The following is a 20,266-nucleotide window of genomic DNA, read 5'->3' on the forward strand; positions in this document are numbered from 1 at the left end:
TTATGCTTTAGCACGCTCTTCAAGCATTGCTACTGCAGGAAGTACTTTACCTTCAACGAACTCAAGGAAAGCGCCGCCGCCAGTAGAGATGTAAGAAACGTCAGCTTTGATACCGAACTTGTCGATAGCTGCTAGCGTGTCACCACCACCTGCTACAGAGAAACCTGCAGACTCAGCGATTGCTTTAGAGATACCCGCTGTACCCGCTTCGAAGTTTTTGAATTCGAATACGCCTACAGGGCCGTTCCAAAGGATAGTTTTTGCGTTGCCGATGATTTCAGCTAGTGCTGCAGTTGAATCTGGGCCAAGGTCGAAGATCATGTCGTCGTCTTGAACTTCAGAAACGTGCTTGATTTCAGCTTCTGCGTTTTCGTCAAATGCTTTAGCACATGCAACGTCAGTCGCTACTGGGATAGCACACTCTTTCATTAGCTTTTGAGCCGTTTCAACTAGGTCAGCTTCGTACAGAGACTTACCTACGTTGTGGCCTTCAGCAGCGATGAATGTGTTCGCGATACCACCACCAACAACAAGCTGGTCAGCAATTTTAGAAAGAGATTCTAGAACTGTTAGTTTAGTAGAAACCTTAGAACCACCAACGATAGCCACTAGTGGGCGAGCTGGGTTGTCCATTGCTTTACCAAGAGCTTCAAGCTCAGCAGCTAGAAGAGGGCCAGCACATGCTACAGGAGCGTAAGTACCAACGCCGTGTGTAGAAGCTTGAGCACGGTGAGCTGTACCGAATGCGTCCATCACGAAGATGTCACATAGTGCAGCGTATTGCTTAGAAAGTGCTTCTTCGTTCTTCTTCTCGCCTTTGTTAAAGCGAACGTTTTCAAGAACAACTAGTTCACCAGCGTTTAGCTCTAGGCCGTTTACGTAATCTTTCGCTAGCTTAACGTCGCAGTCTAGTGCGTCGTTTAGGTAGTTAACCACAGGAGCTAGAGAGAACTCTTCGTTGTATTCGCCTTCAGTAGGACGACCAAGGTGAGAAGTAACCATAACTTTTGCGCCAGCTTCTAGGCAAAGTTTGATAGTTGGTAGAGATGCTAGGATACGTGCATCTGAAGTTACTTTACCGTCTTTTACTGGTACGTTTAGGTCAGCACGGATAAATACGCGTTTACCTGCAAGTTCCAGGTCAGTCATCTTGATCACAGACATGATTTGTCCTCTCAAATTTAAATAAATATAAAGTTTTGGAAACTCAGCAACCCTGCTAAGCCTATAAATTATTCAACTGGTAATTCTTTCACTAATAATATGTGGACACTTAATATTTATTTCAAGCTAAAAAATAAATAATCCACACATTTGCTTCTAGGTCTTACTTCTTGCCTTCAGAAGCTTGCATTGCAAGAACCGTATCCAGCATTCGGTTCGCAAAGCCCCATTCATTGTCACACCACACTAGCATTTTCACTAAGTGGCCGTTGCTCACTCGAGTTTGTGAACCATCAACGATTGCGCTATGGGGATCGTGATTAAAGTCGATGGAAACGAGCGGCGCTTCAGTATAGTCAACTATATTGTGTAATGTACACTGGGACGCATTAACAATGGTTTGATTTACGTCATTAACTTTCACATTTGTATTAATTGTGACACTTAAATCCATCGCTGTTACGTTTACCGTTGGCACACGCACAGATATCGCTTCGAACTTGTTAGAAAATTTCGGGAAGATTCTTTCAATACCTTTATGCAATTTGGTATCGACAGGAATGATGGATTGGCTCGCAGCTCGAGTACGGCGAAGGTCGCTGTGGTACGCGTCGATCACTTGCTGATCATTCATTGAAGAGTGAATCGTTGTAATGGTACCGGACTCGATGCCAAAGGCGTCATCAAGAACCTTAATGATAGGAACAATACAGTTGGTGGTGCATGAACCGTTGGAAACGATTCGATGGTCAGCTTCGATGGTATCGTGATTCACACCATAGATAATGGTGTTATCAAGATCATTAGCACCAGGATGTGAAAACAGTACCTTTTTCGCCCCAGCAGCTATGTGCGCTAGACCGTCAGCTCGGCAACCGTAAACACCGGTACAGTCGAGTACAATATCCACCTCTAGATCACGCCAAGGCAACAACTCAATATCAGCAAGGTGCAAGATACGAATTGTGTCGAAGTCACCTTTATCTTCCGCACCAATGCCGTGATGGACATAGATGTGCTCTTGGTCGTTGGAGATCTTCTTACCGAAGCGGCCGTGACTGGTGTCGTACTGCAATAGGTGAGCCATAGCGTCAGGCTGAGCAAGCTCATTGACAGCTACTACTTTGATTTGTTGGCTTTTGCCACTTTCATAAACAGCGCGTAATACATTACGCCCTATTCTTCCAAATCCGTTTATCGCGACTTTTAGCATAGTTCCGTACATCTAACCAAAATTTCGTGCGACAGATGATAACTTAATCCTACCCAAAAGGCATTACTTGAATAACTCAGCCTACTTAGGACAGATTGTTCTGCTGCGTATAAAGATGAGTCTAGGAGAAAACAAATCCCAGAGACAAAAAACCGAGCTCAGCGCTCGGTTTTTTCCTTCATTTAACTGTTAGCACAAGGCCATCAGTCAATGATTATGCAAGAAGCTCTTTCGCAGTGTTTACTACGTTTTCAGTAGTGAAACCGAACATCTTGAATAGCTCGCCTGCTGGTGCAGATTCGCCGAACGTTGTCATACCGATGATCTTGCCACCGAAACCAACATACTTGTACCAGAAGTCAGCGATACCAGCTTCTACTGCGATACGCGCTGTAACGTCAGATGGAAGTACAGACTCACGGTATTCAGCGTCTTGCTTGTCGAACGCGTCAGTTGCAGGCATAGATACTACGCGTACCTTCTTACCTTCAACGGTTAGTTCAGCAGCTGCATTAACCGCTAGCTCAACTTCAGAGCCTGTAGCGATAAGGATTAGCTCTGGCTTGCCTTCACAATCTTTCAGGATGTAACCACCCTTAGCGATGTTTGCTACTTGCTCAGCGTCACGATCTTGTTGTGCAAGATTTTGACGAGAGAAGATCAGAGATGTAGGGCCATCTTTGCGCTCGATTGCCAGTTTCCAAGCCACTGCAGACTCAACTTGGTCACATGGGCGCCATGTGCTCATGTTTGGAGTTAGACGTAGAGAAGCGATCTGCTCAACCGGTTGGTGAGTAGGACCATCTTCGCCTAGGCCGATTGAATCATGAGTGTAAACTTGGATATTCTGAACTTTCATCAGAGCAGCCATACGCATTGCGTTACGCGCGTATTCCATGAACATTAGGAATGTTGCGCCGTATGGTACGAAACCACCGTGCAGAGCGATACCGTTCATGATCGCCGTCATACCGAACTCACGTACACCGTAGTGGATGTAGTTACCAGAGAAATCAGCTGCTTCAAGAGACTTAGAACCAGACCACATGGTTAGGTTCGAAGGCGCAAGGTCAGCAGAGCCGCCCATGAATTCTGGAAGCATTTGACCAAACGCTTCTAGTGCGTTTTGAGATGCTTTACGTGAAGCGATGTTTGCTGGGTTAGCTTGAAGATCAGCAATGATTGCGTTTGCTTTCTCTTCCCACTCAGCTGGTAGTTCGCCGTTAGTACGACGTTTGAATTCTGCTGCTAGCTCAGGGTAAGCCGCTGCGTATGCGTCAAACTTAGCATTCCACGCTGCTTCTTTAGCCGCGCCTGCTTCTTTTGCATTCCACTCAGCTGCGATATCTGCTGGGATTTCGAAAGGACCGTGTTCCCAACCCAACGCAGCTTTAGTTGCTGTGATTTCATCAGCGCCTAGTGGAGCACCGTGACAGTCATGCGTACCCGCTTTGTTTGGCGAACCAAAACCGATAATAGTTTTAGTACAAATAAGTGTTGGGCGAGGATCTGCTTTAGCCGCTTCAATAGCAGCGTTGATAGCATCAGAGTCGTGACCATCTACTGCTGGGATTACATGCCAGCCGTAAGCTTCAAAACGCTTAGGTGTATCGTCAGAGAACCAACCTTCAACTTCACCATCGATAGAGATACCGTTGTCATCCCAGAAAGCAACCAGCTTACCAAGACCAAGCGTACCTGCTAGAGAACATGCTTCGTGAGAAATACCTTCCATCAGACAGCCATCACCCATGAATGCATAAGTGTAGTGGTCTACGATGTCGTGGCCTTCTTTGTTGAACTGCGCAGCCAGTGCTTTCTCAGCCATTGCCATACCAACAGCGTTAGTGATGCCTTGACCTAGAGGACCAGTCGTTGTCTCGATACCAGGAGCGTAACCGTACTCTGGGTGACCTGGAGTCTTAGAGTGCAGTTGACGGAAGTTCTTAAGGTCTTCAATTGAAAGCTCGTAACCTGCAAGGTGAAGCAGAGAGTAAATCAACATTGAGCCGTGGCCGTTAGACAGGATAAAACGGTCGCGGTCAGCCCACTCTGGGTTTGCTGGGTTGTGGTTCAAGTGGCCACGCCAAAGAACTTCAGCGATGTCAGCCATACCCATAGGTGCGCCTGGGTGGCCTGAATTTGCTTGTTGAACACCGTCCATGCTAAGTGCGCGGATTGCATTGGCTAGATCTTTACGAGAAGGCATGTCTGCTCCTGAGTACATAAGCGATTTAAAAAAGAGATAATTGCTAAAGTTTTCATTTTTATTAGCGCGGGTATTCTCTCAAACGACTATTGCTACTGCAAACGTTTTACTGGCATTTTAACGGTCATTTTTCGCAATTTTCGAACATTTACATCACTTAGCAATGGCTTACCCAATTCAATACGCAAACGTTTAGTTATGACATATCATAAAAAAGAGCTTGTAATTCGACCGCTGGAATTTAGAATAGCCGTCTAGATGTAGAAACACCTACAAAATATACTGTATTTAATGGCGGCGCTTCCTGACTTGCGACGCCATAAACTATTTACACCAAAAACTAAAAGTGGAGCTCTCATGGCTAAGCACCTATTCACTTCTGAATCTGTTTCAGAAGGCCATCCAGATAAAATTGCAGACCAAATCTCTGATGCTGTTCTTGATGCCATCTTGGAACAAGATCCAAAAGCACGTGTTGCTTGTGAGACTTACGTTAAAACCGGCATGGTTATGGTTGGCGGTGAAGTAACAACGTCTGCATGGGTTGATATCGAAGAAATCACTCGTGAAACAGTGCGTGATATTGGTTACGTTCATTCTGATATGGGCTTTGACGCTGACTCTTGTGCTGTTCTTAACACCATTGGTAAGCAGTCTCCAGACATCAACCAAGGTGTTGATAAAGAAGATCCTAAAGAGCAAGGCGCAGGCGACCAAGGCATCATGTTTGGTTACGCGACTAACGAAACACCTATCCTAATGCCAGCTCCAATTACTTACTCTCACCTTCTTGTTAAGAAGCAAGCTGAAGTACGTAAGAGCGGTAAGCTTGACTTCCTTCGCCCAGATGCAAAATCTCAAGTTACGTTCCAATACGACCAAGGTAAGATCGTTGGTATCGACGCTGTTGTTCTTTCGACTCAACACTGCGATTCAGTAACAACACCTGATCTACGTGAAGCAGTAATGGAAGAGATCATTAAGCCAGTACTTCCTGCTGAGTGGATCAACAAAGACACTAACTTCTTCATCAACCCAACAGGCCGTTTCGTAATCGGTGGCCCAATGGGTGACTGTGGTCTAACTGGTCGTAAGATCATCGTTGATACCTACGGCGGCGCAGCTCGTCACGGTGGTGGTGCATTCTCTGGTAAAGATCCATCAAAAGTTGACCGTTCTGCAGCTTACGCGGCTCGTTACGTTGCTAAAAACATCGTTGCTGCTGGCATGGCCGACCGTTGTGAGATTCAACTGTCTTACGCTATCGGTGTTGCTGATCCAACATCTATCATGGTTGAAACGTTTGGTACTGAAAAAGTAGCTCACGAAATCATCATTGAAGCAGTTCGTCAAAACTTCGACCTACGTCCATACGGTCTTCAAGAGATGCTGAACCTTCTTCAGCCTATCTACAAGCAGACAGCGGCATACGGCCACTTTGGTCGCGAAGAGTTCCCTTGGGAAGCGACTGACAAAGCAGCAATCCTTGCGGACTTCGCTGGCCTAAAATAATTTAGCCACTGCGATTTGTTTCTTTAAAGCCCTTACTTCTTAGTAAGGGCTTTATTTTTATGTACTTACCGAACTCTCATTCACCATACTCTTCTCTAATACCCTTCTTTACCGTTAACCACTTAGTATAAAAAGCCACTGATAATTTGTGTTTTCTAACACTACTGACAATAGTTAAGGTAACTCCTAAGCGATCAAGCTCACATTTAACTTAAATTAATTCAGTCTGATAACGCTCGTTAAATGCACGCTAGAACAAAAACTAGGATGACAAAGAGCAATTTAGCTCAACCCCATAACTCTCACACAAGCCACATCGATGAGCCTTATGGAATTATAACTAGGACGTTATTTAACTAGGGGGATCTATGCCTCGTACCGCGCACCCATCCGAACTGAACGATAAAAAACACAAGGTCAGCGATAAGGATTACGCTCGCACCATTCCTTGCAACCAAATCAGTATTTCTGCACCCTTTCATTGGTTGTCGCTTGCTCTGCATGACTTAGTAAGAATGCCATTAATCAGCACATTTTACGGATTGTGCTTTATGGGAGCGGCAATTGCGATTGTTCAACTTGTCCAATGGCAAGGAACACACTTGGTCGTAATGCCAAGCCTTATCGTGTACATGCTGATAGGGCCGTTTCTTGCTCTGGGCTTATATGACGCAGCCTGGGAAAGAGAAAAAGGCCACAACGCCAGCCTACTGCACTCGATGAAAGCCATTACTCGCAACTCCACCCACCAATGGGCCTTTGCGATTGTATTGATGGTTGCGATGATATTCTGGATGCGTATTGCTGCGTTATTGCACGCACTCTACCCTTCAGTGCAAGGTGCACCATTGGCTGAGTTCGCTCCCTTCTTAATTACGGGTTCTGTGATTGGTTTTGTTATCGCAAGCCTCATATTTAGCATCTCAGCATTTTCAATTCCGTTAATGATGGAGAGACGCGTTGATGTGATGAGTGCGATTTTCACTAGCTTTAATGCCGTGAAATCGAACATTCCTGCAATGGTGGTTTGGGCAAGTATTATTTGTGCCGGTATTTTGGTGGGTTTTGCCACCTACGGCATCGGAATGATCGTCACCATGCCGCTACTTGGTTATGGTACATGGCACGCTTATCACGAGATAATTAAGAAAAAACATCACGTGTAAAACATCGCTAGATCAACAAGCAATGTTATGATGAGGCCTTAGCTTAAACGCTGAGGCCTTTTATTTGGAGTTAACAACGTTTGTCTTACACCCCGCAACAACATCGAGCAAATAAGAAGTTGGCCGAGTGCCTAGCTATCGCTAATCAACATTTCTCCCGTGAATTCCCATGCCCAACTATCACTTACAAATTAAGAGGAAAGGCAGCGGGAAAGGCCTACCTTCAGCTTAATGAAATTAAGCTCAACCATGTACTCTTCGCCGAAAATGAAGATGCCTTCATTAACGAGGTGCTGCCTCATGAACTGGCACATCTGATCACACATCAAGTATTTGGACGAGTGAGGCCTCACGGGAATGAGTGGAAATACGTAATGGAAAAGGTATTCAACGTACCAGCCAAAACAACCCACAGTTTTGAGATCACCTCTGTGCAAGGCAAGACCTTTGAATACCGCTGCAACTGCACGGTTTACCCACTTTCGATTAGACGTCACAACAAGGTATTACGTAACCAATCAAGCTACCGCTGCCAACAATGTAATCAAACCTTGGCCTTTACAGGCACACAACTCAGCTAGCACCCAATACTCGACACACGTGAGATTCAGTAACCTGCTCGTTTTTTTTTCAGGAAATTGCACTCCACTGATTGGATGATTGAAATGTAATAGAGAAATCTATCACTTGAGTGCTAGACTGATGTTTATCATACTTTTATCAGTCTTTTTCTATGCAAAAACTCACCTTCAAAGCATTTGGCCTACCTGTATCTTTTTACTTATCAATAGTATTTGGCCTACTGGTAACCCAAAGCGTTTTCGCCGCACCACCGAGCTCATTCTCCAAAGCAAAAAGAGAAGCGGTGAAGATTTATCTCGACCACCCGACTTCATTTTATTGTGGCTGTGACATTACATGGAAGGACAAAAAGAAAGGGATTCCCGACCTTGACGGCTGTGGTTATCAAGTCCGAAAACAACAAAAGCGAGCGAGTCGAATTGAGTGGGAACACGTGGTTCCAGCTTGGCAATTCGGCCACCAGCGTCAGTGCTGGCAAGATGGCGGGCGCAAGAACTGCACTCGCAATGACAAAATATTCAAGTCCATGGAAGCCGATCTCCACAACCTAACGCCAGCCATCGGTGAAGTAAATGGTGACCGTTCGAACTACAACTTCAGCCAGTGGAATGGAATGGATGGCGTGAGCTATGGCCAGTGTGAAATGCAGGTCAACTTCAAACAGCGTAAAGTTATGCCACCAGACAGAGCAAAAGGCTCTATCGCGCGTACCTACCTTTACATGAGCCAAGAGTATGGCTTCAAGCTATCTAAGCAACAAACCAACCTGATGATGGCGTGGAACAAGCAATTTCCTGTCGACAAGTGGGAGTGTACTCGTGATGAGCGAATCTATGCCATCCAAGGTAATCACAACCCATTTGTTTACCCTGCTTGTAAATAACGTCGCTCGTACAATCAACATTCCTAACTATCTCAAACAAGAGTTTCAGAATTGCCCCTGAAACTCTTGCTCTACCCTTGTTTTTTCAACTAAAAGCATCCATGTTAGGCAGAGACAAAATACCCAAATGAACATATTTATAGGTTTACCAGCATGAGAATCCCTCGTATCCATCACCCAGAACGCATTCATCAGTTAGGTTCACTCGCTTTAGGCGAAGATGCCGCGGGTCATGTTGGTCGTGTCCTTCGCATGAAAGAAGGCCAAGAAGTCCTTCTATTTGATGGCAGTGGCGCTGAATTCCCTGCCACGATAGCTGAAGTATCAAAGAAAAAGGTCACCGTTAATGTTTCTGGACGCATCGAGCGCAGCAGCGAATCTCCGTTAGACTTACATTTAGGCCAAGTTATTTCACGTGGCGACAAAATGGAGTTCACGATTCAGAAATCGGTAGAGCTTGGTGTGAACACCATTACCCCTCTAATTTCAGAGCGCTGCGGTGTTAAGCTTGATACAAAACGCTTCGAGAAAAAGCTTGCACAGTGGCAAAAGATTGCTATCGCGGCATGTGAACAGTGTGGCCGCAATACGGTTCCTGTCATTCGTCCAATCATGCAGCTTGAAGAATGGTGCAGCGAACCAAGCGAAGCACTAAAGTTAAACCTGCACCCTCGTGCAAAATACTCGATTAACACCCTTCCGGAACCCATCAACAAGGTGCGCCTATTGATTGGTCCTGAAGGTGGACTGTCCGCTGAAGAAATCGGCATGACAGAACAATATAAATTTGAAGAGACACTACTCGGCCCACGTGTACTTCGTACCGAGACAGCTGCTCTAACCGCAATTACTGCCTTACAAGTCCGTTTTGGCGATCTAGGCTAGGAGAAAAAAATGATCAAACTTGGCATCGTAATGGATCCAATTTCATCCATTAACATCAAAAAAGACTCTAGCTTTGCCATGATGCTTGAAGCTCAGCGTCGTGGTTATGAAATCCATTACATGGAAATGGATGATCTACACTTAGATCAAGGCGTAGCCATTGCTGACACTAAGGTTGTAGAACTAAAAGAAGATCCAAACGGTTGGTACGAATTCAAGTCAGAGCAGACAATCGCGCTATCTGATTTAGATGCAGTATTGATGCGTAAAGATCCTCCGTTTGATACTGAGTACATTTACGCGACCTACATTCTTGAGCGTGCTGAAGAAAACGGCGCACTGATCGTAAACAAGCCACAAAGCCTACGTGACTGTAACGAAAAGTTGTTCACGGCTTGGTTTCCAGAGCTAACACCAACTACCATCGTGACTCGTAAAGCTGAAAAGATTAAAGAGTTTCGTGAGAAGCATGGTGACGTGATCCTAAAACCACTTGATGGTATGGGTGGTGCATCTATTTTCCGCGTGAAGGAAGGCGATCCAAACGTATCTGTGATTATTGAAACACTGACGAACCACGGTCAAAACTACGCAATGGCACAAACCTTTGTTCCTGACATCAGCAATGGTGATAAGCGTATTCTTGTAGTTGACGGTGAGCCAATGCCTTACTGCCTAGCTCGTATTCCAGCTAAAGGGGAAACTCGCGGCAACCTAGCAGCTGGCGGTACAGGTGAAGCTCGTCCGCTAAGTGAAACAGACTGGGCTATCGCACGAGCAGTCGCTCCTTCACTAAAAGAGAAAGGCTTAATCTTTGTAGGACTTGATGTTATCGGTGACAAGCTAACAGAAATTAACGTGACTAGTCCTACTTGTATCCGTGAAATTGAAGCTGCTTTTGATATTTCGGTAACAGGTAAATTAATGGACGCTATCGAGCGTCGCATTAACGCTAAATAGCCTAAACTAAAGAAAGCCTTAGCTATTCGCAAACACGAAGTAAATAGGCACAGAATCAATGAGCGGCTTAACGCCGCTCTTTTTCCTTTACTGGGAACACACTGGCAGGAGGCTCTATGAATTTAACGAACCACTTTCTGGTTGCTATGCCCGGAATGAAAGATCCCTACTTTCAAAATTCGGTAATTTACCTTTGTGAACACAACGACGAAGGTGCGATGGGCTTAATGATCAACGCCCCTATTGATGTGACTGTCGGAAGCATGCTTAAACAAGTTGAGGTTGATTCTGAGCAGCCGAAATCCAACCAAGCAAGTCTTGATAAGCCAGTATTGAACGGTGGGCCGGTCGCAGAAGACCGTGGGTTTATTTTGCACAAACCTAAAGGCAGCTATCAATCCAGCATCAACATGACAGATCAAATCTCGGTAACAACCTCAAAAGATATCTTGATGGTGCTGGGCACAGAAGATGAGCCGATGAATTATTTAGTCGCACTTGGGTATGCAGGATGGGAACCGGGACAACTGGAAACCGAACTTACCGAGAACTCATGGTTAACCGTTGAAGCCGACCCGAAGGTCATCTTCGATACACCGATTTCTGACCGCTGGAAAGTCGCCGTGCAGATGTTAGGCATTAATGCGGCTCAGCTTTCAGCTGACGCTGGTCACGCCTAGCTCAAATCAGTATATAAACTCTCAAACACAGATTAATTGGGAAACCCCATGTCACGAACAATTATGGCATTTGACTACGGAACAAAAAGTATCGGTAGTGCGATAGGACAAGAAATCACGGGCACCGCAAGCCCTCTAAAAGCCTTTAAAGCCAAAGATGGCATCCCCAACTGGGACGATATTGAAAAGCAAATAAAAGAGTGGCAGCCGAACCTTATTGTAGTTGGCCTTCCTACCGACCTTCATGGTAAAGATCTAGCAACCATCACACCTAGAGCAAAGAAGTTTGCCAACCGCCTAAAAGGGCGCTTTGGTGTCGATGTTGAACTGCATGATGAGAGATTATCAACCGCAGAAGCAAGAGCTGACCTTTTTGACATGGGTGGCTATAAAGCATTAAGTAAGGGTAATGTGGACAATCAGTCCGCTGTTGTTATTCTAGAAAGTTGGTTTGAAGCACAATATTCTTAACGAAAATTAAGTGAGCAAAAATTGAACTAATTTGTGATCCCGCGCGAATTTCACGTCGTAATGTCGATGCAATTCAAAATCAGAACGTGGGAGTTCAAATGAAAATTTTTCTAGCAATCTTCGCCGCTCTAACCATTTCAGCATGCAGTTCAATGGGTGGTTCAGCGGGTTACACTGGCGAACAATATCCAACTAAAATTAAATTAGAGAAAGAGCGTGGCTACTCGAACGACAACAACCGTTTTGCTAATCACTAATTTATTCACTTTACAAAAAACCCGCATCTTAAGCGGGTTTTTTATTTGCACCAGACACTAGGCATTCAACCTAACCCATGTCTATCTTTACCCCGGCCAAAGCACCAGTCTCGTAGTCATCATCTCCACGTCTGGTTTTTAGCATCAAACGTAAGTCATTAGCAGAGTCAGCACTGTGAAACGCATCCTCTTCGCTGATCTTACCTGCTACAACTAAATCATACAAAGCTTGATCAAAGGTCTGCATACCAATCTCTTTCGATTTCGCCATTGTTGCTTTTAGCTCGTGCAGTTCACCGCGACGAATCAAGTCAGACACTCGGGGGCTGTTAAGTAAAATCTCAAACACACCATGACGCCCGCTGCCATTCTTATCACGGATGAGTTGCTGAGCGACGACACCACGCAGGTTCATCGACAGATCAAACAAAAACTGTTCTTTCTGCTCTTTCGGCACCAAGTGGAGAATACGCTCTAACGCTTGGTTAGCGTTATTGGCGTGCAAGGTTGCCATACACAAGTGACCAGTCTCAGCAAAAGTCATCGCGTATTCCATGGTCTCACGGCTACGAATTTCACCAATCAAAATCATATCTGGTGCTTGGCGTAACGAGTTCTTAAGCGCAACTTCATAGCTCTCAGTGTCAAGTCCAACCTCACGTTGCGTCACGATGCACTTTTTATGTTCGTGGACAAATTCAATAGGGTCTTCAACCGTCAATATATGACCGGAACGATTGGTGTTACGATAGCCTGTCATTGCAGCCATTGAGGTCGATTTACCAGAGCCAGTCGCCCCAACCACCAGCACAAGTCCGCGCTTAGCAATTGAAAGGTCCTGTAGTACATCAGGAAGCTTTAATTGCTCAAAGGTTGGGATGTTAGTCTCGATGCGTCGAATGACCGCTCCTGGTAGCTCTCGCTGAAAAAACGCACTGACACGAAAACGACCAAAATCACGCACAATAGCAAAGTTAGCCTCACGCGTTTGCTGATATTCATCGCGTCGATCTTGATCCATCATCGCGTCAAGCAACTGTGCGACCTGAGCCGAATTCAGCTTATCTCCTTGAGGTCGCAATTCACCATCAACACGAAAAAGGATAGGCGCATCAACGGTGATATAAAGATCCGATGCTTTTTGAGACAGCATCCCTTCAAGGATTTGATTCAATTCCATTTTGTTCACCTTGATTAAAACATTGAGGTTTCAATTTCGATCTTTCTCTCGACCTCTTCCGAATCAACCAAGCCTTGAGCCATTAGCTGCTTCGCATTTTGCTCCATGGTTTGCATACCATGTGCTGCACCCGTTTGAATGATCGAATACATCTGAGCAACCTTGTCTTCACGAATCAAGTTTCGGATCGCAGGTGTCGCCATCATGATTTCATGACACGCGATACGACCGCCACCAACACGCTTTAGCAGCTTCTGAGCAATCACAGAGCGCAACGACTCGGACAGCATTGAACGCACCATGTCTTTGTCGCTACCCGGGAATACATCGATAATACGGTCTATAGTTTTAGCCGCGGAGCTGGTATGCAAAGTACCAAAAACCAAGTGACCAGTTTCTGCTGCGGTTAGCGCTAAGCTAATGGTCTCTTGGTCACGAAGCTCACCCACAAGAATAACGTCTGGGTCTTCACGTAACGCGCTGCGCAGCGCTGCTTTAAAGCTGTGAGTATCACGATGAACTTCACGCTGGTTAACAAGGCATTTATTGTTGGTATGAACGAATTCAATTGGGTCTTCGATCGTCAGGATGTGTTTATTGTGGTTGCGGTTTACGTAATCAACCATCGCTGCGAGAGTCGTCGATTTACCAGAACCAGTAGGGCCAGTGACAAGCACTAAACCTTTTTCGTAGTTAGCAATCTTTTCAAAGATCTCAGGTGCACCTAACTGATCTAAAGTTGGGATCTCTACAGGGATTGTTCGAAAGACAGCTGAGCAACCACGTGCTTGGTTAAAAGCATTCACACGGAAACGGCCAACATTGGGTAATTCAAAAGAGAAGTCGACTTCCAATTTTTCTTCAAACTCACCGCGTTGTGAATCGCTCATGATCTCAAAAACCAAACGATGCACATCAGCATGACTCAAAGCTGGGATTCCAAGCTTCCTTACTTCACCATCTATACGTACCATTGGAGATACACCCGCAGAAAGATGTAGATCTGACGCGTTATGCTTTACACTAAAATCTAGTAACTCAGTGATATCCATTTATTTTCCCTTAAGTAAAGTCAGCTATGAGTAGTATTCAACAAAATATCGAACAAATCACCTCACAGATTCGCAGTGCTGAGCAAAAGTGCGGACGAGCTCCAGACTCCGTGCAACTTTTAGCCGTCAGCAAAACTAAACCTATTGATGCAATTCTAGAAGCCGCACTTGGAGGCCAAGTTGCCTTTGGTGAAAACTATGTTCAAGAAGGTGTTGATAAAGTAAAACACTTTTCAGAACAACATTCTAACCTAAATTTAGAGTGGCATTTTATTGGTCCAATTCAATCCAATAAAACCCGCCCAATCGCGGAAAGCTTCCAATGGGTGCATTCCATCGATCGCGATAAGATTGCACAAAGGCTTAATGATCAACGCCCAAGCGAACTTCCACCTTTGCAAGTTTTGATTCAGGTAAACACCAGTGGTGAAGAGTCCAAGTCTGGAACGTCAGAAGAGACAGTTTTTGCACTCGCGGAGTTGATTTCATCGCTCCCCAACCTCACTTTAAGAGGATTGATGTCGATTCCTGCAAACGTATCTGACTATCAATCTCAGCTTAATGCATTTTCTCAACTGGCAGAGCTTAAAGACAAGCTAGCCGCGAAGTATTCAGACATTGATACCCTTTCGATGGGGATGAGTGGTGATATGGATGCAGCAGTTGAGGCTGGTAGCACAATGGTTCGCATTGGAACGGCTATTTTCGGCGCTCGTGATTACGCGAAATAGCCGTTGTAAGTAACCAACGATAAGTACAAGTATTGATACCGCTTCGCCTTATCCGCGCAGCGACACGCTCAGGATTTTATATATGGAACATAAGAACATCGCCTTTATTGGGGCGGGAAACATGGTTCGCTCAATTGTAGCGGGCTTGGTAGCGAGTGGTTACCCAGCGCAAAAGATTACTGCTACAGCACCTTCAGAAACCAGAAGGCTGCCGTTAGAACAAGAATACGGCATCAATACCACCAGCGATAATATTACAGCAGCAGAGCAAGCAGACGTTGTGGTGTTATCAGTGAAACCACAAATGATGGCTAATGTATGTAACCCCTTACAAGATATCGACTTCAGTAACAAACTGGTTATCTCCATTGCCGCGGGTATTAGTGCGAATCGACTCAATGAGATGTTAAACTGCCAACTGAACCTTGTACGTGTGATGCCAAACACGCCATCACTGCTTGGTAAAGGGATGAGCGGTCTTTACGCTGATTCAACGGTCAGCCAAGATGATAAAGACTTCGCTTCTCAACTAATGCAAGCTGTAGGAGAGGTAAGCTGGGTTGAACAAGAGTCTGGCATCAACAGCATCATTGCGGCGGCGGGGAGTGCTCCAGCTTACTTCTTCCTGTTTATGGAAGCGATGCAAGCAGAGGCAATCAACCAAGGCTTCGACCAAGAAACCGCTCGTAAATTAGTGCAGCAGTCTGCATTAGGCGCGGCAGAGATGGTGGTCGCGAACCCTGACACAGAATTATCAACACTGCGTGAGCAAGTGACTTCAAAAGGCGGCACAACCGCAGAAGCGCTACGCACGTTTAACGAACATCAACTATCAGACATCGTAGCAAAAGCCATGCAAGCGGCGGTTGCTCGAGCTGAAGAGATGGAAAAACTGTTTTAAGCATTTTGTCGCTTAATTTATACCTAAGCGACAAGTAAATCCGAAAAAGGAAACAATATGAACTCGATGAGCTTTCTGATCTCGACCGTTTTTGATCTTTACATCATGGTTGTGATCTTGCGTATCTGGCTACAAGCATCACGTGCAGATTTCTACAACCCATTCTCACAATTCATCGTAAAAGCGACACAACCGGTTGTTGCCCCACTACGCCGAGTTATTCCATCAATTGGCAGCCTTGACCTGGCGACGGTTGTTTTTGCTTATGTGCTGTGTGTACTTAAGTTCGTTGCTCTAAACCTTATTATCTCTGGCGGCGCTGCCGTTTTCGATATTAGCTTCCTTATCTTTGGCGCACTTTCTCTGCTCAAAGCGGCTGGTGGTTTAATTTTCTGGGTTCTACTTATCCGTGCAATCCTAAGTTGGATAAGCCAAGGTCGTAGCCCAATCGAGTACGTGTTCCACCAACTGACTGAGCCAATGCTAGTACCTATCCGCCGTATCCTTCCAGACATGGGTGGTTTCGACCTAAGCGTGTTGGTTCTGTTCATTGTTCTGCAATTTGCGAACTTCCTAATGGGCGACATGATTGGTCCTATTTGGTATCAGCTATAATTCAAGTACGAACATTAGGTACTTTGACGATGCCAAAAGCAGTTTGGGCCGAAGAAGACGATATTATTCTTAGGCTCTATATCCAACCCAAAGCAAGCCGAGACAAGATTGTTGGCTTGCACGGTGAGGAACTCAAAATTGCCATTACTGCTCCACCAGTAGATGGCAAAGCCAATGCCCACTTAGCGAAATACCTAGCGAAACAATTTAAGGTCGCTAAAGGGCAAATTAAGATAGAAAAGGGAGAACTCGGTCGGCATAAGCAAGTTCGAATATGCTCGCCAAGCCAAATCCCAACCGAAGTCAAAGCCATCCTATGATGGCTTTTTGCTATTTATTGGAGTCACTATGCGTCTATGGATTACAGCACTACTCACCGCTCTTGTTGCCCTACCAAGTTCAGCAGGACAATTTAAAAACATTAAGGATGTCGAAGTTCACTACTCGGCTTTTAACTCGACATTTCTAACGGCTCAGGTAGCTAAGCAATACAAGCTTAAGCGAAATGGCTACTCAGCGATTCTGAACATCAGCGTTTTAGACAAAGCTTCCCTTGGCAAGCCAGCAACAACGGCTAAAATCACGGGAACAGCGAAGAACCTTGTCGGCAACACTCGCACGCTTAACTTCCGCGAAATAAAGGAAGGTGATGCGATTTATTACCTAGCTGAGTTCCCTATAACACATGAAGAAAACATCACTTTTAATATCGATGTTAACGCAGGTTTGAAAGGCACTGGTCCACTGCGATTCACACAAAAATTCTATATAGAAGAGTAGGTTCAGCCGTCACTTTTCTGTTCACTAACTTATTAGAGCCACATCCCCATGAGTAAGATTGTTTTAGCCACAGGCAACCAAGGTAAAGTTCGCGAGATGGCAGATATTCTGTCTGAGTTTGGTTTTGACGTTGTCGCACAAAGTGAGTTTAACGTTTCAGAAGTCGCTGAAACAGGAACAACTTTCATTGAAAATGCCATCATCAAGGCTCGCCATGCTGCTAAAGAGACAGGGCTGCCAGCGATCGCTGACGACTCAGGTTTAGAGGTTGATTTCCTTAAGGGTGCTCCGGGCATCTACTCAGCGCGTTACTCAGGTGAAGAGGCGACGGATAAGCAAAACATTGAAAAGCTGCTTGATGCCATGCAAGGTGTGGAAACTGAAAAGCGTACCGCTCGTTTCCACTGTGTGTTGGTATTAATGCGTCACGAAAACGATCCAACACCATTGGTGTGTCACGGTAAATGGGAAGGTCGCATTCTGACGGAAGAGCACGGTGAGAATGGCTTTGGCTACGATCCTGTATTCTTTGTACCAGAAGATAACTGTGCATCTGCTGAGCTAGAATCTACACGTAAAAAGCAGCTTTCACACCGCGGTAAAGCCCTTGCTTCTCTATTCGAAGCAATCAAGGAGCAAGCTCTGTAATGCACGATACAGCGCTTATACCACCAGCACTTAGTCTCTATGTACACATCCCATGGTGTGTACAAAAGTGTCCGTATTGTGATTTCAACTCACACGCTCTGAAAGCCGAGATTCCTGAAAAAGAGTACATCGATGCGCTACTTGAGGATCTCGATACTGATATCGAAAAGTACCAACTCAATGGCGCACCTCGTCCATTGCACTCAATCTTTATTGGTGGTGGTACTCCGAGCCTATTCTCTCCAGAAGGGATAGGTCGATTACTCCAAGGTATTGAACAACGCATCCCGTTCAAACCTGAAATCGAAATCACCATGGAAGCTAACCCAGGCACCATTGAAGCTGAACGTTTTGCAGGTTACCAAAAGGCTGGGGTGAGTCGAATCTCAGTGGGTGTACAAAGCTTTGAGCAAGAGAAGCTGGAAAGACTTGGGCGTATCCATGGTCAAGATGAAGCAGTGAATGCTGCTCACTTAGCACATAAGATCGGATTGAATAGTTTCAACTTAGATCTCATGCACGGCTTGCCGAATCAAAGCATAGCTCAAGCATTGGCGGATCTAGACAAAGCGATTGAGCTTAACCCTCCACACTTGTCTTGGTATCAGCTAACAATAGAACCTAACACCATGTTCTATTACAAAACGCCAAAGCTACCTGACGATGATGATCTTTGGGATATTTTCGATTTGGGTCATAAGAAGCTCGCAGACGCAGGCTATGTGCAGTACGAAATTTCAGGCTACAGCAAGCCCGGCTATCAGTGTCAGCATAACCTTAACTATTGGCGCTTTGGCGACTACCTAGGTATTGGCTGTGGCTCTCATGGCAAGCTAAGCTTTGCTGATGGTCGCATTGTTCGCACGACTAAGATTAAACACCCTAGAGGCTATTTAGCGGCTTACCAGAACATGGTGAAGCCTTACCTATCTGATGAGTTTGAAGTGCCAAATGAAGACCGCCCTTTTGAATTCTTTATGAACCGCTTTAGGTTAATGGAAGCGTGTCCAAAACAAGATTTCGTTGATACAACGGGGCTTGATTTTGACGCTGTCCATTCAACGATTGAGTGGGCAAAAGAGCTAGGTTACTTGAATGAAACCGACACGCACTGGCAGATCACAGAAAAAGGGAAGCTATTCCTCAACGATTTGCTGGAAGCCTTTATGGCAGAAGAAGACGAATAGATTCGAGATTTATTGTGTAAGGGTTGGCTTTAGAGTCAACCCTTTTTGTTTTATGAACCCCTCTCGAAACGAAGCGCTCTATAGGACGAAATCTGTACTCGCATCTCGCACCTTTCTTCTAGAAAATAGAACGACCAATTCGCTCTGAAAGCAATTCCAACGCTTTAGTACCAGCAAGAGAGTTACCAGAAGGATCAAGCTCTGGAGACCATACAGCAATTGTCATCTCTCCCGGAACGATAGCGATAATACCGCCACCCACACCCGACTTACCCGGCATACCAACACGATAAGCAAACTCACCAGCTCCATCGTACAAACCACAAGTTGCAAGCAAAGCATTCAACTGCTTAGTTTGAACAGATGTGATGATCTCTTTCTTGGTTTGAACCGACACACCTTTGTTCGCCAAATAGCTAAAGGTTTTCGCCAAATCTACACACGTCATTTTAAGTGCACAAGCATGGAAGTAATTGTTGAGTACCGGAATAACATCGTTCTCAAAATTACCAAATGAACGCATCAAATAAGCAATGGCAGCATTACGATCGCTGTGCATCATTTCTGACGCCGCTACCACCTTGTCATACACAATATGAGTATCACCCGATAGCTGACGCACAAACTCTAACAAACGATGTCTCGGTGCTGACAGGCGGCTTTGTAGTAGATCAGCTACGACAATAGCACCCGCATTGATGAACGGGTTACGGGGGATACCATGTTCCATCTCAAGCTGAATCATAGAGTTAAAGGCTTGGCCAGAAGGCTCTTTGCCTACGCGTTGCCAAATTTCTTCAGGCTTATATAACACCATAGCTAAGGTCAGGCTCAAGGCTTTAGAGATGGATTGCACAGAAAAGGCTTCCTCTGCATCACCCGCTTGAATCACCTCACCTTCGTTTGTGTATACTGCAATCGCCAGTTTCTGGTTCGATACGCGTGCCAATGCAGGGATATAATCAGCGACCTTTCCCTGACCAATTAAGGGACGAACTTCGTCTAAGATCTCGGCCAAAATAGCTTGAGTTGGTTTCATGTGCGCTTACTTCTATATTGTTATTTTTGTAGGGGTGTAACGTTACTTTCTGTCCTTAAGCCTTTATAGCAATAAAAGCCTAAGGACAAAAAAGCCAACATTACAATAATGTTGGCTTTAATCAATCCCATAAAGTGTAGGGGTTAAATCC

Annotated in this window: 22 protein-coding genes; 16 read left to right on the forward strand and 6 right to left on the reverse strand. The window is 45.2% G+C overall.

Translation table 11 applies throughout. The features are described from left to right. The 3 genes from L4C44_RS14750 to tkt form a co-directional block, all read right to left on the reverse strand. The gene (locus tag L4C44_RS14750) at positions 1-1,164 is read right to left on the reverse strand and encodes a phosphoglycerate kinase (RefSeq protein ID WP_048659410.1); all 1,164 of its coding nucleotides are present in this window, start codon (positions 1,162-1,164) and stop codon (positions 1-3) included. Positions 1,165-1,327: 163 nt separating this feature from the next. Then, complete coding sequence (gene epd, locus L4C44_RS14755; RefSeq protein ID WP_032545610.1) at positions 1,328-2,377, reverse strand: erythrose-4-phosphate dehydrogenase; 1,050 nt, start codon at positions 2,375-2,377, stop codon at positions 1,328-1,330. A gap of 214 nt (positions 2,378-2,591) precedes the next feature. Continuing rightward, positions 2,592-4,586, reverse strand: a complete 1,995-nt coding sequence (gene tkt, locus L4C44_RS14760; RefSeq protein ID WP_146490593.1) for a transketolase — start codon at positions 4,584-4,586, stop codon at positions 2,592-2,594. Between the two features lie 357 nt (positions 4,587-4,943). Here tkt and metK point away from each other — a divergent pair, with 357 nt between their 5' ends. The 9 genes from metK (at position 4,944) to L4C44_RS14805 (ending at position 11,982) form a co-directional block, all read left to right on the forward strand. Further along, complete coding sequence (gene metK / locus L4C44_RS14765; RefSeq protein WP_428805304.1) at positions 4,944-6,098, forward strand: methionine adenosyltransferase; 1,155 nt, start codon at positions 4,944-4,946, stop codon at positions 6,096-6,098. Between the two features lie 368 nt (positions 6,099-6,466). Continuing rightward, complete coding sequence (locus L4C44_RS14770; protein ID WP_333918378.1) at positions 6,467-7,264, forward strand: DUF2189 domain-containing protein; 798 nt, start codon at positions 6,467-6,469, stop codon at positions 7,262-7,264. An 80-nt stretch (positions 7,265-7,344) separates the two neighbouring features. Next, positions 7,345-7,845 (forward strand): SprT family zinc-dependent metalloprotease, encoded by a 501-nt coding sequence (locus L4C44_RS14775; protein WP_285954962.1) that lies wholly within the window; start codon positions 7,345-7,347, stop codon positions 7,843-7,845. 152 nt (positions 7,846-7,997) lie between these two features. Continuing rightward, positions 7,998-8,729: an endonuclease gene (locus L4C44_RS14780; RefSeq protein ID WP_050644132.1), complete on the forward strand. Its 732-nt coding sequence runs from the start codon at positions 7,998-8,000 to the stop codon at positions 8,727-8,729. Positions 8,730-8,882: 153 nt separating this feature from the next. Further along, positions 8,883-9,614 (forward strand): 16S rRNA (uracil(1498)-N(3))-methyltransferase, encoded by a 732-nt coding sequence (gene rsmE, locus L4C44_RS14785; protein WP_428805305.1) that lies wholly within the window; start codon positions 8,883-8,885, stop codon positions 9,612-9,614. Between the two features lie 9 nt (positions 9,615-9,623). Beyond that, on the forward strand, positions 9,624-10,574 hold the full coding sequence (gene gshB, locus L4C44_RS14790; RefSeq protein WP_061018824.1) for a glutathione synthase: 951 nt from the start codon (positions 9,624-9,626) through the stop codon (positions 10,572-10,574). A 116-nt stretch (positions 10,575-10,690) separates the two neighbouring features. Next, positions 10,691-11,254, forward strand: coding sequence for a YqgE/AlgH family protein (locus tag L4C44_RS14795; protein ID WP_048611435.1), 564 nt, complete (start codon positions 10,691-10,693; stop codon positions 11,252-11,254). A 48-nt stretch (positions 11,255-11,302) separates the two neighbouring features. After that, on the forward strand, positions 11,303-11,725 hold the full coding sequence (gene ruvX / locus L4C44_RS14800) for a Holliday junction resolvase RuvX (protein ID WP_048659417.1): 423 nt from the start codon (positions 11,303-11,305) through the stop codon (positions 11,723-11,725). Between the two features lie 98 nt (positions 11,726-11,823). Further along, positions 11,824-11,982, forward strand: coding sequence for a hypothetical protein (locus L4C44_RS14805; protein WP_186728038.1), 159 nt, complete (start codon positions 11,824-11,826; stop codon positions 11,980-11,982). A gap of 70 nt (positions 11,983-12,052) precedes the next feature. Here the strand turns inward: L4C44_RS14805 and L4C44_RS14810 are convergent, their stop codons facing one another. Then, positions 12,053-13,162: a PilT/PilU family type 4a pilus ATPase gene (locus L4C44_RS14810; protein WP_327783496.1), complete on the reverse strand. Its 1,110-nt coding sequence runs from the start codon at positions 13,160-13,162 to the stop codon at positions 12,053-12,055. 14 nt (positions 13,163-13,176) lie between these two features. After that, positions 13,177-14,214 (reverse strand): type IV pilus twitching motility protein PilT, encoded by a 1,038-nt coding sequence (locus tag L4C44_RS14815; protein WP_060982714.1) that lies wholly within the window; start codon positions 14,212-14,214, stop codon positions 13,177-13,179. 26 nt (positions 14,215-14,240) lie between these two features. On the opposite strand from L4C44_RS14815, the gene L4C44_RS14820 reads away from it, so the two are divergent. The 7 genes from L4C44_RS14820 to hemW all read left to right on the forward strand — a co-directional run bounded on the left by L4C44_RS14820 (position 14,241) and on the right by hemW (position 19,076). Further along, positions 14,241-14,945, forward strand: a complete 705-nt coding sequence (locus L4C44_RS14820) for a YggS family pyridoxal phosphate-dependent enzyme (RefSeq protein ID WP_146490588.1) — start codon at positions 14,241-14,243, stop codon at positions 14,943-14,945. An 82-nt stretch (positions 14,946-15,027) separates the two neighbouring features. Continuing rightward, positions 15,028-15,846 carry a pyrroline-5-carboxylate reductase gene (gene proC / locus L4C44_RS14825; RefSeq protein WP_428805306.1) on the forward strand — a complete coding sequence of 273 codons (819 nt, stop codon included), beginning with the start codon at positions 15,028-15,030 and terminating at the stop codon, positions 15,844-15,846. A gap of 57 nt (positions 15,847-15,903) precedes the next feature. Then, the gene (locus tag L4C44_RS14830) at positions 15,904-16,461 is read left to right on the forward strand and encodes a YggT family protein (RefSeq protein ID WP_146490586.1); all 558 of its coding nucleotides are present in this window, start codon (positions 15,904-15,906) and stop codon (positions 16,459-16,461) included. Positions 16,462-16,490: 29 nt separating this feature from the next. Then, on the forward strand, positions 16,491-16,781 hold the full coding sequence (gene yggU / locus L4C44_RS14835) for a DUF167 family protein YggU (protein WP_048659422.1): 291 nt from the start codon (positions 16,491-16,493) through the stop codon (positions 16,779-16,781). A gap of 28 nt (positions 16,782-16,809) precedes the next feature. Beyond that, entirely contained in the window at positions 16,810-17,241 is a 432-nt protein-coding gene (locus tag L4C44_RS14840) for a DUF4426 domain-containing protein (protein ID WP_428805307.1), read from the forward strand. 48 nt (positions 17,242-17,289) lie between these two features. Next, complete coding sequence (locus L4C44_RS14845) at positions 17,290-17,889, forward strand: XTP/dITP diphosphatase (RefSeq protein ID WP_428805308.1); 600 nt, start codon at positions 17,290-17,292, stop codon at positions 17,887-17,889. Further along, entirely contained in the window at positions 17,889-19,076 is a 1,188-nt protein-coding gene (gene hemW / locus L4C44_RS14850; protein WP_428805309.1) for a radical SAM family heme chaperone HemW, read from the forward strand. The genes L4C44_RS14845 and hemW overlap by 1 nt, the downstream gene beginning before the upstream one ends. Positions 19,077-19,194: 118 nt before the next feature. Here hemW and glsB read toward each other — a convergent pair whose 3' ends face one another. Next, complete coding sequence (gene glsB / locus L4C44_RS14855; RefSeq protein WP_146490582.1) at positions 19,195-20,115, reverse strand: glutaminase B; 921 nt, start codon at positions 20,113-20,115, stop codon at positions 19,195-19,197. Positions 20,116-20,266: the final 151 nt, after the last annotated feature.

The sequence above is a fragment of the Vibrio satsumensis genome (assembly GCF_050337435.1).
GTDB lineage: Bacteria > Pseudomonadota > Gammaproteobacteria > Enterobacterales > Vibrionaceae > Vibrio > Vibrio satsumensis.

Coding starts and splice junctions, on each gene's coding strand:
- tkt (WP_146490593.1), bottom strand. CDS start 4,586: ATGCCTTCTCGTAAAGATCTAGCCAATGCAATCCGCGCACTTAGCATG.
- L4C44_RS14810 (WP_327783496.1), bottom strand. CDS start 13,162: ATGGAATTGAATCAAATCCTTGAAGGGATGCTGTCTCAAAAAGCATCG.
- ruvX (WP_048659417.1), top strand. CDS start 11,303: ATGTCACGAACAATTATGGCATTTGACTACGGAACAAAAAGTATCGGT.
- L4C44_RS14830 (WP_146490586.1), top strand. CDS start 15,904: ATGAACTCGATGAGCTTTCTGATCTCGACCGTTTTTGATCTTTACATC.
- L4C44_RS14770 (WP_333918378.1), top strand. CDS start 6,467: ATGCCTCGTACCGCGCACCCATCCGAACTGAACGATAAAAAACACAAG.
- L4C44_RS14750 (WP_048659410.1), bottom strand. CDS start 1,164: ATGTCTGTGATCAAGATGACTGACCTGGAACTTGCAGGTAAACGCGTA.
- L4C44_RS14845 (WP_428805308.1), top strand. CDS start 17,290: ATGAGTAAGATTGTTTTAGCCACAGGCAACCAAGGTAAAGTTCGCGAG.
- gshB (WP_061018824.1), top strand. CDS start 9,624: ATGATCAAACTTGGCATCGTAATGGATCCAATTTCATCCATTAACATC.
- metK (WP_428805304.1), top strand. CDS start 4,944: ATGGCTAAGCACCTATTCACTTCTGAATCTGTTTCAGAAGGCCATCCA.
- proC (WP_428805306.1), top strand. CDS start 15,028: ATGGAACATAAGAACATCGCCTTTATTGGGGCGGGAAACATGGTTCGC.
- hemW (WP_428805309.1), top strand. CDS start 17,889: ATGCACGATACAGCGCTTATACCACCAGCACTTAGTCTCTATGTACAC.
- epd (WP_032545610.1), bottom strand. CDS start 2,377: ATGCTAAAAGTCGCGATAAACGGATTTGGAAGAATAGGGCGTAATGTA.
- L4C44_RS14780 (WP_050644132.1), top strand. CDS start 7,998: ATGCAAAAACTCACCTTCAAAGCATTTGGCCTACCTGTATCTTTTTAC.
- glsB (WP_146490582.1), bottom strand. CDS start 20,115: ATGAAACCAACTCAAGCTATTTTGGCCGAGATCTTAGACGAAGTTCGT.
- L4C44_RS14805 (WP_186728038.1), top strand. CDS start 11,824: ATGAAAATTTTTCTAGCAATCTTCGCCGCTCTAACCATTTCAGCATGC.
- L4C44_RS14820 (WP_146490588.1), top strand. CDS start 14,241: ATGAGTAGTATTCAACAAAATATCGAACAAATCACCTCACAGATTCGC.
- L4C44_RS14795 (WP_048611435.1), top strand. CDS start 10,691: ATGAATTTAACGAACCACTTTCTGGTTGCTATGCCCGGAATGAAAGAT.
- L4C44_RS14840 (WP_428805307.1), top strand. CDS start 16,810: ATGCGTCTATGGATTACAGCACTACTCACCGCTCTTGTTGCCCTACCA.
- L4C44_RS14815 (WP_060982714.1), bottom strand. CDS start 14,214: ATGGATATCACTGAGTTACTAGATTTTAGTGTAAAGCATAACGCGTCA.
- yggU (WP_048659422.1), top strand. CDS start 16,491: ATGCCAAAAGCAGTTTGGGCCGAAGAAGACGATATTATTCTTAGGCTC.
- rsmE (WP_428805305.1), top strand. CDS start 8,883: ATGAGAATCCCTCGTATCCATCACCCAGAACGCATTCATCAGTTAGGT.